Genomic DNA, 14,359 nt, shown 5'->3' with positions numbered 1-14,359 from the left:
CTGGTAGTCTATTTGTCTCTCCAGAACTAAACATGCAGAATTTAAACTTTTCCAGACGAGAGATGCATATGTAAATTTTTGTACTAAGCCCTCGTTGTCCCTGTTATTTTTCTTACTCTAAGGATTTAGCTGTTTATGATTATTCGCTTCGTCATTACTGCCAATTTCAACATAATATACGCTAACGTTCCGTAGACGGTTTCCTGTTCTTCATCCTCTCCCTCGGTGATACTTTATTTCGGAGCGAAACCATGCAGCAACAGCAGCTCATATGTCGCAAGGATGCCATTAGAGTCGCCGTATCGCGTCTCGTAGTGCTGGAACATGTCGTGAAAAAGGCGGCGTAGGCCGATTCGGCCGGAAGGGGAGGCTACCGAGGCGCTGGCGCCGATCGCTTTTATCGCATGGAGAAAATCGCGCACCGTCGGGTACCGTTCGATGCGGACGTTTTGGCGGCGCCGCGGGTTCATAAACCCGGCTGCGGCCAGCATTGCGTTCCACTCCTTAGCTGTATGCAGCGGCAGGCCGTGGCGCTGCGGCTTCAAGCCCTGCGCACGGTAAGCGAGCTCGAATGCGGTATGCAGCTCTCGAAACGTCTCCAGGCATTACAGGTGAGCGTTACTCCTAGTTCTTTACACAAATCGTCATAAATCTGTTCTGTAGGATGCTCCTCTATGAAATGTCTTGTAAGAAATTCATACCATACCTGGTGCGTTAACCCGCGAGCTATAACAGCGAGGCAAGCAGATTGCTCCGTGAGTTCCCGCGCTACGCCGGCGCTGTACAAAACTTCGCACACCTTGTAATTGAGGCGATTGCTTCTTAAAATCATAATTCGCCGAACATACCACAGCCGTTTCCTCATCGACGACCATCACCTTTGCGTGCAGCATCCCTTTTTCGTACATGTAAATCTGTACCCGGCTTCCGTAGTAGGTACGGCTCCTATCTTAGAAGCCGGGCACATGCTTTATCCACGAGGCTTTGCTACGAGCGACGCAAGAAAAGAGAAAATGATCGCTGCTGAAACGCCGGCGCTCGTTAACTCAAAAATCCCGATGATGATGCCGATCCATCCATCCTGCTGCAGCTCCTGAAGCGCACCATGAACCAGAGAGTTTCCAAAACTGGTGATCGGGACGGTCGCGACGGCGCCCGCAGCTGAAAAAGACATCTTATCTTATATGAGAGATAATCAGGAAAGGAGGGATTGGGGCAATGACTGTAGCTACTCAGGTCAAAACTTGCCTGGCTTCGCTGAAAAGCACCCAGGGAAGAACCGCAATTCAAGGGCTTCTAGTCCATCCATGAACAAAACCGGAAGCAGATCCCGGCTAGGGCAGCAAATGATCCGCAGCTGTACCGCCGATGTACTGCTGCCGATCCGCAAGGCAGACTAAATGAAGAATGGTGTCGGATACACTGCCTTCCGCTGCCGCCTTCGTATCCTCCCGCTCTTCAGCCCCGCAAACCTTGCATACGCTGATCACGATTACTGCTCCTCGCGAAATTTTGCAGTTGCCATGCCTGTATCCCTCCCAAATCTTGCGCAGCTTGCTTGTCAGGTCGCCTCCCAAGCCAAGGCGCGCTGGTTGGCTCGGGAGGCTGAAGGCGCTAGGCAAGGCAGGGGTACAAGTCTCGTTCGGCATGTTGCTGAACCTTTTGCGCGGCATTTGGGACTTATTTGCAAAGAAAATCGGCTGAATGGTTTTGGGGTATACGCATCGTCAAGTGAAAAAACGACCGCCTTCTTTTTAAAGCGATCGTTTTTTCACTTGCTGTTCTATTGATACTGCCGTGGCTGCAAATTCTGATTCTGCCAGCTCTGAGCCATTGGCCAGCCCGCATTCTGCACGCCGGCTTGTTGTTGCGCTGTTTGTTGAAGCTGAGAACAAATTTGCATCGCCTGCTGCATCTGCTGTATGGCAGTTTGATGTCCTTGCAGAACAGATTGAATGGTTTGAACCGCTTGACGTTCTTTCTGGGCCAGCTGATCCAGTTGGGCGGCGTTTTGCTGCTCCTGTTGCAACATTTGTTGATACATGTTGCTCGATTGCTGGGTTTGCTGGATCAACTGTTGAATAATCTGCGCGCATTGGCTTGCTTGCTGTGAAAGGTTTTGTTGATACACGATTTTTGACCTCCTTCAATATGGTAGGACTTCATCCCCCAAAGCTTATTATGTGCAAGCGCCCATTTTTCATGTAACGCCTATATTGTGATCTCACAATTCATTTTAATGAAACTGCACATCAATTTGCCGTTGGGTATCGGCTTTTAATTTCGGCATGCGAACTTCAAGGACACCGTTGCGGTACGTGGCTGTCGTTCCTTCCGTTTGAACGCGTGATGGCAAAGACACGACCGTTGGAACCGTCCGACAAACCGTTCTTTGCGATGTATTTGTTCCTGCTTCACTTCATTCGCTTGCTTTATGGTCCCACTAATTGTAAGCATGTTTTCATCCACATCGATATGAAGGTCTTCTTTTTTATCCAAACCAGGGATTTCACAAGAAGCAATCACTTCATGTTCAGTCTCAAATACATCAATACGAGGGGTAGCAAATCCCAGACGCGCGCCTATTTCAGGAAAACCTTCGTTAAAAATTTTTTCCAAATCCCTTCTCCATAGATCGGTATTGCGAAACGAATCCCAAGGAATGAGCGGCATGTAAGTTCCTCCATTGTCACATTATCTTTTTTTTCAGCTTTATTTTGTACTCTTCGGAAAATATTATTCTTTGCTACCCTGCATAGTTGAATTGGAATATGCCTTTGGTCAGAAACTCCCGGCAATAGCCCCCGAAAAAATTTTTTGAGGGTTTGTTGTGTAGCCATTGGCATTTACAGCAATGTTACCGACAATTTTAAGTTGTTCCCGTAAATGTCGGTAATTGAACGATAACATTTGTGCCGACCTCCGAGCTTTCGAAATTCAAAGAGCCCCCCATTTTTGCGATCATAGCATGACTGAAACTAAGCCCAAATCCGATAGCGTCCGGTTTACTTGTAATAAACGGTAGGATGATTCGGGACTGCAGATCTTTTGGAATTCCTGCTCCTTGATCGCGAACAATGATGTGGATATGATTATCCGTAATGTTTATTCGGAGCGTTAAGACAGAACCTGGGGGACTTGCATCTAATGCGTTGTCAATGATTTCTTGCAGCGCCGCTCGCAGCAACTTGGGGTGTCCAAACACAAAACCGTTTCGCTCCGGATATTCCAGAGCGAAACGTACTGTTTTCTCCAACGCTTGAACCTGTATATCGGGGACCCATTCTTGCATAAACGAAAGGACAGAAACAGGAGCAAATTTCCATTCAAAAGGTTTCCCAAAGAGCAAAAACCGCTGCAACGCTTTGTCGATCGTCTGAATTTGCTCATCGAGCAGCTTAAAGTATCCTGTCATTTTCTGATGAGGCGGAGATGCCGCAAATTGCAAAACGGAAACATGATCCTTCGAACTTTTTTCCAGAAGTTGAAGCGTCCCTTTGATTACCGCTAAAGGATTTAAAATGATATTGGCTGTGCCCGCCGCCATATGCCCAATCGTTTCCCTTCTTTCTTTCTCACATTGAATTTGCACGTACTGTTGAAAATCTTGGATATCGGCCATTAGAACAAAACATTCCCCTTTTAACTGAGGGTATACATAGGCGATCATGGATCGCACTTTGCCATCTAACTTCTCTTGTACGAGTACTCCCGGGTAATTCTTTTTATCCTGCAATACTTGCCCCACGATCGCTTGTATTGCCGAGTGTGCAGGGAATTCTTCTTCGGGGGTTACTGAGTACCATGTGTTCATGGTTGTATTTAACCATAAAATTCTGGCTTCTGAATCAACGACAGCCAGTCCAATATCCATTTGATCGGAATTCATAAGGAACTCTACGATTTGCTTCATCTCTATTAACGTCCTCCATTTGCTTCCTCCATTAACTCCCTTCCCGGCCACTTATCATGTGCAAACTGCAGTAAACAAGCCAGCTAATTTCTCGTCACGAAGTGGAACCCGATTTCTAAGATTATACCTATAAGCCGTTACAGAGCGATGGGAAAGGATACGGTAAAAGTTGTACCTTCGCCAACCTCGCTTGCAACCTCAATATTCGCATTGTGATACTCTGCAATCTGATAACAAATGGATAGCCCGAGACCTGTCCCTGTCTCTTTCTGTGTAAAAAAAGGTTGTCCGATCTTTTGCAACAATTCTTGCGGAATTCCAACACCATTATCCCTTATGCTTACTTTAACCCATTCATCGCATTGCACTTGTTCGATCCAGACGGTTCCCCCTTCAGGCATCGCTTCAATGGCATTCTTAATCAAATTAATAAATAACTGTTTGATTTTATTTCCATCGCACCGGATCTGCACGGGTTCCTTGGTTGGATGAGAGTGAATTTCTACATTATGTAATGTGGCCTGCGTCTGAAGTAGCACGACGATATCCTGAATCAGTTCAGAAAGATCATGCTGTGTCATGTTCATCTCTTGCGGTTTGGCTAAAGCCAGTAGTTCATTTAGAATAAGTTCGATACGAGTTAATTCTTCCTTCATAATATCGTAATACTTACTTCCTTTTTCTTTGCCGGCGCTTAACAATTGCAGAAATCCTTTCAGCGCGGTAAGCGGGTTTCGAATTTCATGCGCAATTCCCGCGGCCATTTGACCCGCTATGGATAATTTGTCTGCCTGATGAGCAGATTGCTTGGCTGCATCAAATTCGGTAATATCATGCATGACACAAATGCCGCCCACAATTTTATTTTGAACAATGATCGGCTTCCCATGACAGAGAATGAGGCGATGCTCGCCATTCGACTTTTTAACCACCATTTCTAAATCCCGGAAACTTTCGCCTCGATACGCCCGATAAAGCGGGACGCGTTCCTTGCTCAACAGCGTTTTTCCATCTGTTTGATACAATCCGTATACAGAACTCCAGTGTTCGGGCGAAAGAGGTATCTGTACGAATTCGTGCAATTGTCTTGCGGCTCTATTCATGCTTGTCAATATCCCATTTTCATCACAAATCACAACGCCGACATCCATCATTTCGACAATACCACTCATGACACGTTCTTGAGTAGCCAGGACGTCTTCCAGCGTCTTTCGGCTCGTGATATCTCGAAAAACCTTAACTATTTCACGAACATTGCCCGAATCGTACCGTAGCGTGTTGCTTACGACCTCCACCCAAACAAAGGAGCCGTCTCTTCGACGTAATCGCAAAATGTTGACATAACCGTCTTCATTCATCCACTCTTGCGAGTTGTCCAATTTTTCTATATCGGGAGGATAGAACAGTTCCCAGACAGGTCTTCCTATCAATTCCGTCGCATCATAACCCAGCAATGGTTTGCACGCCGGCGATATGTAGTAGATAATGCCATTGATATTCAGTGTAGCAATCATTTCCCCCGTGTGGTCCGCTAACAAACGATACTTTTTCTCGCTGTGCTTCAGGGCCTTTTCCATACTGGATTGCAGGGTAATATCCCTTGCGATGCAATGCAGCCCTACGAGTTCATTCTGAATGAAATTCGGGATATGCAATACGCTGAATTTTAATATTTGGCCGTCTTTCGCTTCAATTGAAGTTTCCATTTCAAACGGGGCATTGGTATACGTTTCCGTCACGTGCTCCAGACTTTTCCAAATGATGTCTCCAAGTGTTCTTTCCAATTCGTATAAGTCATAGCCCAATAATTTCGTGCAGGCGCGGTTCACATAGCTGATACTTCCATCCAACATGACGTCGTAAACAAGATCGGAATGATTGTCAGCAAGCATTCTGAATTTATCCGCGTATTCCTCGTTCAATTCAACAAGCCTTTTGCGATACGTGATCTCCTGAATCTGGATCAAGAATATCCTTTCCGGATATTCCTCCACTTCGATGATCGATAGGGTTGTCGTTCCCCATTTGTGTCTGCCGTCAAGACAAATATAACGATTTTCCATTTCGACATAATCGGAATTACCGCCTAACAAGTCATTGATGGATCCGTTATATAATGGAACGTCTTCCGTATAAATGATATCATGTATTCTCATTCGCAGCAGTTCTTGTTCTGTATAGCCCAGCATGTTGCATAGCGAGCGATTGACCATTTCCACTTCCCCGCCGAGCCGAACCATAGCTTTTCCGACAAGTGTATAATGAAATGCGTGGTGGGCGACAGGATGCGAAAGCAAATCTGAAATATCCATTGTGCAAGTAACCTCCGACTGTGCAATAAGCGTATAGTTGCATACGTAACGTTCTTCTGTTAAGAACCTATGTATGTACTCTATTATATAGGTCATTTGTAACAGTTGGAACAAGATTCCGAGACCAACTTAACTTGGAGTCCCCGAACGCTAGCCATGGAAACGGAACCGACTTGTGATCTGCGAAAGAGCCGCTTCACCACGCACTTCATCATCCGAATTCTTACGAAAATAAGACGGAGGCCGGCAAAGTTGCCAGCCTCTATGATCAAGTATACACAAGTAATCACACCTTCAATTGATTCGTTATTCAGTGTTCACGATCTCATATCCCGGAAGGACAGGAAAGTATGTCCATTTTCTCTCGATTTTGACTCCGTTCGTCCTGGATCAATTGACATAACGTTCTCGCCAATATACGTCCAGCCGTTCTTGGAGTGACCAATCCCGGTAAACTTGGTGCCAACAAGGCCTTGATTCCACGTTTTTCGGCAAAACGAAAATCAGTCCCACCAGGTTTGGAAGCCAAATCAATAATGATAGCGTGATGCGGAATACGGGTTAAAACACGAGAACTAAGAATATGCGCCGGAACTGTGTTAAAAATAATATCCACATTTACGCCTTCATCGTACAAATCTTTCGTATTAAACGGCTCAATCCCCATCTCCCAGGCACGTGCAAACTCCTCCGGTTTCTGCACACCCGCTTTGACGCGTGCCCCCAGGCGGTGAAGCATACCGGCTAACGTAAGACCGATTCTCCCCAAGCCCAGCACCATACAACGCGAACCATGTATGGTAATGTCCGTATGTTGAATGGCCATCATTAAGGCGCCTTCCGCAGTGGGAATGGAATTGAAGATGGCAACATCGTCCCTGCTGAATAATTCAATCAGATCGATCCCCAGTTCCGCGCAAAGGTTCTTCAAGTAGGACTTGGCTATGCCAGTATAGACTTTTGCGTGTTTCGGCAAGGAAGACATATATTCCTTGTTCAGCAATAGCGTTTCAGCTGAAAATGAAGATTCTACTCTGCCATGGTCGTCTGTACCGACAACCGGTAATATCAATATGTCCGCTTTGCGAAGAACCTCCTTCGTAAGCTTGGAATAATGGACTTCATGAAGTTGTTCGTGCAAATCTTCAAAACCGATTACCGCAACATTTGCATCCAGGTCAGTGAATGACCGAATGATTTCAAGATGCCGGGCATCGCCTCCAAGGAAGACAATATGCAGACCCGTTAACAAAAAATCCCCCTACTTTCCTTAAGAATGGACTCAACAATTACCTGCCCCCGCTTACCATCTTTAAAAGCGCATCTGCTCCTTTCATTCCAGGGCGAATTCCGCGTAATTCCGCCTCTGTAGTAACCATATCGAGTGGGGCATCCAGCAATTGCTCTATGGTTCGCACCCCGGTTGCGCGTCCTGCGACAATGCGGCGATCGTTTAATTTCTCATTTAACAAACGGATATCCAGCGCGCCGCACATGATATATCCGTGATCGGTTGTGATGGCAAGAAGTGTTGTTTTGGGCAGGGCGACCTCGATACTTATAACCTGATGACCTTCCACTTCAATCGGTTTCATCATGATCATCTATGATGCAGCTCCTTTTTTTCTACACTATATGCCGGGCGTGATATTTGCACCATAGACGGTAGCCCAAATCCGATATTACTTGTCTTCGTTGGAAGCCTTCTCCCCTTTCGCCAGTGGAAACTGGACTTCGATTCAATTCCATGTAACTTTCGAGATTTATAACAAAGGAGACAACAAACGCGCCGCTTGATCAAGCATGCGCTCGGAAGAAGTACGATGCATATGATCTTCCAAACGATATGGAGTAGCCTCGGCGAGATCCCGTTCGAATTGTTCCGTAAGCTCCCGGGCCACATCGGAATGATACATCACTGCACACACTTCGTAGTTTAAACGGTAACTACGGAGATCGTAGTTGGACGAACCCACTTCGGCAATCTCGCCATCGATAATCATGACTTTCGCGTGCAATACCCCTTTGTTGTACTGAAACACATCGATCCCTGCTTCCACGAGTTCGCCATAATACGTACGGCTTGCAGCTCCTGCAACTTTAGGAATCACTTGGCGCGGCACCAGTAATCGCACTCGAACGCCACGCGCCGCGGCTGTTTTGATGGCCATCATGATATCCGCATCGGGTATAAAATAAGGGTTGGTCACGTCGATGGTTCGGGTCGCCTGCGTCAGGCAGATGAAATGCATTTCCCGAATGACCGGAGTAGGCAGCCCGGGATTGCCTTCGAATATCTGTATATAGACGTTATGCGAATCCTTGGATGGGGAAGCTTTTCCCATGTGGGTGCCTTCCATCGTTCCCAGCTCCGATCCCCATTCCCATCCGTATCCTCGTTCTGTTTTGCCGGATGGAAATGGATGAATGGCTTTATCGTCAGAAAGTTGAGCGGATTCAGGGAGAAATTTTGCCTTTCTCGTTAAATGGAGCATGTCCGGTGACGCCATTTTCCAGTGAGCCTCAAAAACGGCTTTCACATCATCCGCTGTTTCGCCGGTTAACCGCATATGAGTGTCGCGCCAAAAATCGACATCCGGCTTCATTCCGGTATACTCGTCCCCAACGTTGATTCCTCCCATGAAGGCTTCCTTTCCGTCGACGATGACGATCTTGCAATGATCCCGGTATGTCAAGTTGGATAGTACCCAGGGGAATCGCAAGGGAAAGATGGTCCTGCATTCAATGCCTGCTTCCATCATCCGGCGAACCGCATGTTTGGGAAACGACCGGCTTCCCCAGCCATCCCTTATAAAACGAATGTTCACACCGGATAAAGCGCGGTCAATCAGCACATCTGTGATACGTTTACCGATATGGTCATTCCGGTATATGTAATATTCCAGATCGATTGTCTTTTGTGCGGCCTGAATTGATTGAAGGAGTTTTCCGTAGGTTTCCATCCCGTTCGTGAGGATTTGGACGTAACCGGTTCGAAGGCCACTGACAGACAAAGGTTGCAAAGCCCGAGCGATAACAAAAGCGGAGTCACCACATGCTGAAGGCAACGCTATCGGGTTATTGTGCGAAGAAACGAGCTTGTCCCGCCGCATTTGCACAGGATTCGTTACGAACAGGTAACAAACGAATCCGATAATCGGTAATACAAGTCCGACTGATATCCAAGTCAACGCTTTGGCGGGGCGGCGCACCTCCCGAACCGCAATAATGATCAATAGTGCCGTATTTACTAGCCATAATCCTGCTATCCATGCCAAGAAAATCAGCCTCCCAATCCTGTCGTCTACGAGGGAATAAAGATAAAGGTGGCAGCCATGCCGAGAAAAGATCGGCATGGCCTTTTTTAGAACCCTTTATACTGCGGTTCTTCCTGTTCAATTTGTTGTATCCGTGGAGTGACCTGGTCAATGATGTTTTGTGTCTGTTGCGCTGCATTTGTGAACGTGGTTTTGGCCTGCTGGTTTTGTGTATTTAACGCAAACTGTTCAAAGCTGGCCTGTGCGCTTTTTAATGAAGCTACAGCTGTTTTCACTTGAGAAGCTACCGTCATGTTGAATCACCTCCTGAAATGGCATCCATATGTAATATGTCAACCCGTCAGAAAAATAATGAATGGTAAAATTTGATGATTGGCTATTGTCAGGGGTTAGAGTCTTTCTGAAAAGACTTACCGCAATCTATGCCCTTCTTGGCAATGCTTGAAGCCAGCAAGTACAGCCCAACATAGATAGGAAAAGAATAGGTATGTTTCCAGTGAACGGGGTGGTATAAATCGGCCATTTGTGAGACCGGCTCGGCCACAAAAGCGGAAAATCCCCCAAATAGGAGAGCTTTGAACAACGGATGTATGCCAGACTTGTACTGGTGTAAGAACATAACCGTGACGGGAAGAAGTGAAAAATTCCATGGAAAATTGGCCGGCATGAACGGTATGACTTCCCAGTGATAATGCAAGAGTCCCATGGCAATCCCAAGCTGGTCCAGCCACGATAATCATCGTAAGCCCGGATAGGAGAACCTGTCCCGTAGCTCTCTTATCCCGAAATCCGATCCAAAATAGCCAGGGGCATATCGATAAACCTACTCCAAACCACCATTGCTGCGTAAACAGTACGTGAGTGCGCCAAATGTCAGTCATGTTGCGGTGTGCTTCAACAATCAATTGATAGGCTTGTTCGATTGCATGATGAATCTGATTTTCGTCCACCGATGCCACCCCTTTCCGTTATCCGGATACCGATCATTTTTCATCCGATATGTGCCTGCTTTGCCTGCTTTATATACGCGAGTTTCCATACAGTATATTCGACGTTACAAATACGCCAACCGGCGGCAACGAAGTTGAAGGCGGTTGCGGTGGGACATAGCCGCTATACTCCGGCAAGCTTATATCTGTTGTCGCTACCCAGGTTCCATACTCACCTGCCTGTAAAGAGGGGGGGAGCATCTGGAGGCGTCCGGTGAGAACCAGATGCCGAAGTTGAATCTGGACATCGTCGTAGATGGATAAATGGCCGGAGTAGGCGGCGTAGGGGGAATGAAACATGATCTGCTGCGCGCTTTCATTCCAGCTTCCTTCAATCGGAATCGGCGTTCCGCGAAATCGGATGGTGCCTTGAATTTGTTGATCCGGCAAAACACGCATCACGAGTTTGCCCCACACAACCGGTCTTCCGGCGACAGATGCATGAACCCCCCATATGGAAAAGGGAGGTAAACTCTTTGTACTTGTTTGAGCCGCAACGGACATGATTCATCACTCCTCAAAGTTGGATCACGTCATTATATGCGTCCTCGGCAAAAATGCCAGTCACTGGGCATGAATTCTTTACAGATAACCGAACATGATCAAGTAAAGAAGATGGACTTTCTCTTATACTGGTTGTTTCTTAATGCAGACAGGTTTCGAACAAAATTGTTTCAACCCATCCCAGTTGCCCCAGATGCAATTTTTACATCGATTTGGTTGTCTTGGGGCAGAGGTAGTCCAGTTTTTAATGCTTGTACTGAATGTTGGTAACATGCAGGCATCCGCCTTTCCAAATTTATGCAAACAGCATTTAAGTTGTCCAGAAACGAATCATCCTATGCAGTTATCCGCATCGTGAAAGTCCGCTTGGATTTGATCCCATCTACCCTTGTCCCCTGCATACAAATATCAAAGGCCGGAGCAACCCATTTTGGGCAACAGCCGGCCATTTGGTCCTATTTCGCAGGCATTCTACCGATGGCTCGAATCGCAAACATTTTTCACACACCGATTCTCCCAGTTGTTGCAGAAGTCCTCATATACTTGCTCTACGCCACAGTCGGATAGCATGTGCCTGGCCAAAAAGTCATACCAGAACTGGTCGAAAGACAAGGGCATCCGGGCTCCATATTGGGAACGAAGGGTTACATAGCGGTCCCAGATTTTGATTCGGAATGCTGCCAATTCATCACATCGCTCCATGTCGGTTCGCCTTTAAGCGGCGCTGGTGTCGCTGGATATTTCTGACGTTTTCGCTTTTTCTTCGGAGAGCTTTTGAAATTGTTTCGCCCTTTCCAGATGAAAGGTACGTAATTGTTCGTGATACTGAGCCATTTTCATGTGCCAATCGTACATTTGCCTGACATAAGCGGCCTGGTCATGCGTATACATGGGCATTGCCTGTTTGATAAACTGCATTTGAAAACATTCCTCCTTGGGTTAGGTAAAGTTGAACTTACAGCATTAGTCTATGGCAGGCGCATAGAAGCGACAACGGCATCCGCCCGGTTTCCGGTCATTTTATCGGGTTGGTTGTCTATATGCAGGCGGAAACACAGCCTTTCGGGGACCTGACTCCTATGATGCATAAAGGATATGAAAATCGGAATAATATCAGTTGCATATTCTGAAAATGGCGAATGAAAAGGAGAAAGTATGGAAAAAAGCGAACTTAAATCACAATTTAGACAGCGAATCAAAACGACAAGTAACAAATCTCCAATAATCTTGGATGGAAAGGCAAGTGAAAATGTTCCAACCGAGCCGAGTTTAATGGAGCGAACCAAAGAAGTGATGGAGAATATAGGAACCGAAATAAATAGCGTCTGACAGTATATGGCTTTTATAGCTTGGTCAACGTAACCTTTGAGATTATCGATGGGGACATTCCGTACAGATTGGAACAAGTAAATGTTTCTCATAATCAAAACCGGCCGGTTAGGGATCGCCCTGACCGACCGTTACAGTGTATTTTAGCCAACGAAATTCGGATTGGGCCCCGTATTATCCTTTGGGCTTTACGAACAATGCAGCGAGAAACGAAAAAATAATCGCTGCGGATATTCCGGCACTGGTCACTTCGAAAATTCCGGTGATGATCCCAATCCAGCCATTGCTCTTTAGTTCTTGAAGCGCACCATGGACAAGAGCGTTACCAAAGCTTGTAATCGGGACCGATGCTCCTGCCCCGGCAAATTCAATCAGCGGATCATACCATCCAATTCCGTCGACAATCGCGCCCAATACAACAAGCAGGGTCATGGTGTGGGCCGGTGTAAGTTTCAAGACATCAAAACAAAATTGTCCGAAAACACAGATTGCACCTCCCACCAAAAAAGCCCAAAGAAAAATCATAATATCTCCCTTCCTGCCTCTATGGATACGGCATGAGCGATACAAGGAATGCTTTCCCCTTGTTGAAATGAAATCGGGGATAGCAGCGCCCCCGTAGCGACAACGAGGATTCGTTTCAGCTCACCTCTTCGCATCCGATTTAGCAAATGTCCATAGGTAACAACTGCCGAACAACCGCAGCCGCTTGCTCCGGCTTGAACCATTTGGGTTTCATAATCGTAAATCATCATCCCGCAATCGGAATATTCGGTTTGTTCGATGGGAAAGTTATGTTTCTTAAACAATTTACAGGCGATTTCATATCCGACTTTCGCAAGATCGCCGGTAACGATCAAATCGTAATAACCCGGTTCAATTCCCAAATCTCGAACATGCGCCTCAATGGTGTCTACCGCTGCAGGAGCCATCGCTGCGCCCATATTAAACGGATCTTTAATGCCCATATCGATAACCCGGCCAATGGTGGCAGATGTAACAACCGGTCCGTCACCTTCCATGGATACGATGGCAGCACCGGCCCCGGTTACCGTATATTGGGCGGTTGGCGGTTTTTGCGAACCGTACTCGGTCGGATATCGGAACTGTTTCTCCGCACTGGAATCATGGCTGCATGTCCCCGCCAACACAAATTTCGCCGAACCGGAATTTACAAGGTTAGCTGCTAATGCCAGACTTTCCATCGAGGTTGAACAAGCGCCAAACACACCGATGTAAGGGATCGATAATGTTCGCGCGGCAAAACTGCTGCTAATGATTTGATTCATCAAATCCCCGCCTATGTAAAACTGTACTTGTTCCTTTGTCAACCCCGCATTTTCAATAGCCAGTTTTGCCGCTTCTTCAATCAATGCCTTTTCTGCTTTCTCCCAGCTCTTTTGTCCCATCATGGATTCTCCATGGACAATGTCAAAATCTTTGGCCAGCGGGCCTCTTCCTTCAAATGGACCCACTACCGTTGCTGTTGATCGGATGAACGGCTTGTTCTCAAATAGCCAACTCTGGTGTCCCTTTAACATATTAAGAGCCTCCCCCGCCTTTGATCAGCAAATGTACAATTCCTACCGCAAAGGCGGCGACTGTACCAAATACAATAACCGGTCCAGCCAGTTTAAACATTTTACCGCCAACACCGAGCACCATACCTTCACTCTGATGTTCAATCGCAGCGGATGCCATCGAATTCGCAAATCCCGTCACAGGCACTGCGGAACCCGCACCAGCCCATTGGGCAAACTTATCGTACACCCCCATGCTGGTCAGAATGACAGAAAGGAGTATCATAACCGCCACGGTAGGGTCCCCAGCTTTTTTCTCATCAAAGCCGCCCCAATGCACAAACATTTCCTGGATGGCTTGTCCAACCAAACAAATGGCCCCGCCGGCTATAAACGCACGAATGAAGTTTTTGAGTATGGGCCTCGGAGGTTCGACGCTTTGCGCCAATTCTTTATATTCCTGTTGTACCCGCGTTAAATTTTTCTTTATATTATTTGCCATGAACATCCTCCT

The 14,359-nt window shown here is 46.7% G+C and carries 17 protein-coding genes and 3 pseudogenes; 1 reads left to right on the top strand and 19 read right to left on the bottom strand.

The features are described 5' to 3' along the window. Window positions 1-233: 233 nt before the first annotated feature. The 16 genes and pseudogenes from T458_RS0129400 to T458_RS52055 form a co-directional block, all read right to left on the bottom strand. Window positions 234-491, bottom strand: a complete 258-nt coding sequence (locus T458_RS0129400; protein ID WP_023559076.1) for a hypothetical protein — start codon at window positions 489-491, stop codon at window positions 234-236. A gap of 257 nt (window positions 492-748) precedes the next feature. Continuing rightward, window positions 749-944, bottom strand: a pseudogene (locus T458_RS57695) (phospholipase D-like domain-containing protein); the annotation flags it as partial. Between the two features lie 26 nt (window positions 945-970). After that, window positions 971-1,159: pseudogene (locus T458_RS52115) on the bottom strand (SpoVA/SpoVAEb family sporulation membrane protein); the annotation flags it as partial. A 175-nt stretch (window positions 1,160-1,334) separates the two neighbouring features. After that, entirely contained in the window at window positions 1,335-1,649 is a 315-nt protein-coding gene (locus T458_RS52110) for a hypothetical protein (RefSeq protein WP_023559074.1), read from the bottom strand. Window positions 1,650-1,783: 134 nt separating this feature from the next. After that, complete coding sequence (locus T458_RS52105; protein ID WP_023559073.1) at window positions 1,784-2,131, bottom strand: hypothetical protein; 348 nt, start codon at window positions 2,129-2,131, stop codon at window positions 1,784-1,786. Between the two features lie 105 nt (window positions 2,132-2,236). Further along, window positions 2,237-2,673: pseudogene (locus T458_RS52100) on the bottom strand (Hsp20/alpha crystallin family protein). A gap of 196 nt (window positions 2,674-2,869) precedes the next feature. Next, window positions 2,870-3,913 carry an ATP-binding protein gene (locus tag T458_RS52095; RefSeq protein ID WP_023559072.1) on the bottom strand — a complete coding sequence of 348 codons (1,044 nt, stop codon included), beginning with the start codon at window positions 3,911-3,913 and terminating at the stop codon, window positions 2,870-2,872. A 137-nt stretch (window positions 3,914-4,050) separates the two neighbouring features. Continuing rightward, window positions 4,051-6,225 (bottom strand): PAS domain-containing protein, encoded by a 2,175-nt coding sequence (locus tag T458_RS52090; RefSeq protein WP_023559071.1) that lies wholly within the window; start codon window positions 6,223-6,225, stop codon window positions 4,051-4,053. Between the two features lie 325 nt (window positions 6,226-6,550). Further along, complete coding sequence (gene dpsA, locus T458_RS52085) at window positions 6,551-7,477, bottom strand: dipicolinate synthase subunit DpsA (protein WP_023559070.1); 927 nt, start codon at window positions 7,475-7,477, stop codon at window positions 6,551-6,553. A gap of 37 nt (window positions 7,478-7,514) precedes the next feature. Further along, a complete protein-coding gene (locus tag T458_RS52080) occupies window positions 7,515-7,829 on the bottom strand; it encodes a YunC family protein (protein WP_023559069.1) in 315 nt (104 codons plus the stop codon). 159 nt (window positions 7,830-7,988) lie between these two features. Next, the gene (locus T458_RS52075; RefSeq protein ID WP_023559068.1) at window positions 7,989-9,503 is read right to left on the bottom strand and encodes a phospholipase D-like domain-containing protein; all 1,515 of its coding nucleotides are present in this window, start codon (window positions 9,501-9,503) and stop codon (window positions 7,989-7,991) included. 86 nt (window positions 9,504-9,589) lie between these two features. Beyond that, complete coding sequence (locus T458_RS52070) at window positions 9,590-9,796, bottom strand: DUF1657 domain-containing protein (protein WP_023556419.1); 207 nt, start codon at window positions 9,794-9,796, stop codon at window positions 9,590-9,592. A gap of 89 nt (window positions 9,797-9,885) precedes the next feature. Further along, window positions 9,886-10,209, bottom strand: a complete 324-nt coding sequence (locus tag T458_RS57835) for a CBO0543 family protein (RefSeq protein ID WP_290367285.1) — start codon at window positions 10,207-10,209, stop codon at window positions 9,886-9,888. A 313-nt stretch (window positions 10,210-10,522) separates the two neighbouring features. Next, window positions 10,523-10,996 (bottom strand): hypothetical protein, encoded by a 474-nt coding sequence (locus tag T458_RS52060; protein ID WP_023559067.1) that lies wholly within the window; start codon window positions 10,994-10,996, stop codon window positions 10,523-10,525. A 471-nt stretch (window positions 10,997-11,467) separates the two neighbouring features. Further along, window positions 11,468-11,698 carry a hypothetical protein gene (locus T458_RS57020; protein ID WP_144083905.1) on the bottom strand — a complete coding sequence of 77 codons (231 nt, stop codon included), beginning with the start codon at window positions 11,696-11,698 and terminating at the stop codon, window positions 11,468-11,470. Window positions 11,699-11,710: 12 nt separating this feature from the next. Next, a complete protein-coding gene (locus tag T458_RS52055) occupies window positions 11,711-11,914 on the bottom strand; it encodes a hypothetical protein (RefSeq protein ID WP_023559066.1) in 204 nt (67 codons plus the stop codon). Between the two features lie 237 nt (window positions 11,915-12,151). On the opposite strand from T458_RS52055, the gene T458_RS57370 reads away from it, so the two are divergent. Then, window positions 12,152-12,325: a hypothetical protein gene (locus T458_RS57370; RefSeq protein ID WP_023559065.1), complete on the top strand. Its 174-nt coding sequence runs from the start codon at window positions 12,152-12,154 to the stop codon at window positions 12,323-12,325. 174 nt (window positions 12,326-12,499) lie between these two features. Here the strand turns inward: T458_RS57370 and spoVAE are convergent, their stop codons facing one another. From spoVAE to spoVAC, 3 genes are read right to left on the bottom strand one after another with little or no spacing between them, the layout of a single operon-like run. After that, window positions 12,500-12,850, bottom strand: a complete 351-nt coding sequence (gene spoVAE / locus T458_RS52050; RefSeq protein ID WP_005832063.1) for a stage V sporulation protein AE — start codon at window positions 12,848-12,850, stop codon at window positions 12,500-12,502. Further along, window positions 12,847-13,866: a stage V sporulation protein AD gene (gene spoVAD / locus T458_RS52045; RefSeq protein ID WP_023559064.1), complete on the bottom strand. Its 1,020-nt coding sequence runs from the start codon at window positions 13,864-13,866 to the stop codon at window positions 12,847-12,849. The genes spoVAE and spoVAD overlap by 4 nt, the downstream gene beginning before the upstream one ends. Window position 13,867: 1 nt before the next feature. Further along, a complete protein-coding gene (spoVAC, locus tag T458_RS52040) occupies window positions 13,868-14,347 on the bottom strand; it encodes a stage V sporulation protein AC (protein WP_005832062.1) in 480 nt (159 codons plus the stop codon). Window positions 14,348-14,359 lie beyond the last annotated feature (12 nt).

The sequence above is a fragment of the Brevibacillus panacihumi W25 genome (genome assembly GCF_000503775.1).
GTDB classification, from domain to species: Bacteria; Bacillota; Bacilli; order Brevibacillales; family Brevibacillaceae; genus Brevibacillus; species Brevibacillus panacihumi_A.
This window is presented reverse-complemented; position numbering and strand designations above follow the sequence as displayed.

Coding starts and splice junctions, on each gene's coding strand:
- T458_RS52080 (WP_023559069.1), bottom strand. CDS start 7,829: ATGATCATGATGAAACCGATTGAAGTGGAAGGTCATCAGGTTATAAGT.
- T458_RS57835 (WP_290367285.1), bottom strand. CDS start 10,209: ATGGGACTCTTGCATTATCACTGGGAAGTCATACCGTTCATGCCGGCC.
- T458_RS0129400 (WP_023559076.1), bottom strand. CDS start 491: ATGCTGGCCGCAGCCGGGTTTATGAACCCGCGGCGCCGCCAAAACGTC.
- T458_RS52060 (WP_023559067.1), bottom strand. CDS start 10,996: ATGTCCGTTGCGGCTCAAACAAGTACAAAGAGTTTACCTCCCTTTTCC.
- T458_RS52090 (WP_023559071.1), bottom strand. CDS start 6,225: ATGGATATTTCAGATTTGCTTTCGCATCCTGTCGCCCACCACGCATTT.
- T458_RS52095 (WP_023559072.1), bottom strand. CDS start 3,913: ATGAAGCAAATCGTAGAGTTCCTTATGAATTCCGATCAAATGGATATT.
- T458_RS57370 (WP_023559065.1), top strand. CDS start 12,152: ATGGAAAAAAGCGAACTTAAATCACAATTTAGACAGCGAATCAAAACG.
- spoVAC (WP_005832062.1), bottom strand. CDS start 14,347: ATGGCAAATAATATAAAGAAAAATTTAACGCGGGTACAACAGGAATAT.
- T458_RS52055 (WP_023559066.1), bottom strand. CDS start 11,914: ATGCAGTTTATCAAACAGGCAATGCCCATGTATACGCATGACCAGGCC.
- T458_RS52110 (WP_023559074.1), bottom strand. CDS start 1,649: ATGCCGAACGAGACTTGTACCCCTGCCTTGCCTAGCGCCTTCAGCCTC.
- T458_RS52070 (WP_023556419.1), bottom strand. CDS start 9,796: ATGACGGTAGCTTCTCAAGTGAAAACAGCTGTAGCTTCATTAAAAAGC.
- spoVAE (WP_005832063.1), bottom strand. CDS start 12,850: ATGATTTTTCTTTGGGCTTTTTTGGTGGGAGGTGCAATCTGTGTTTTC.
- spoVAD (WP_023559064.1), bottom strand. CDS start 13,866: ATGTTAAAGGGACACCAGAGTTGGCTATTTGAGAACAAGCCGTTCATC.
- T458_RS57020 (WP_144083905.1), bottom strand. CDS start 11,698: ATGGAGCGATGTGATGAATTGGCAGCATTCCGAATCAAAATCTGGGAC.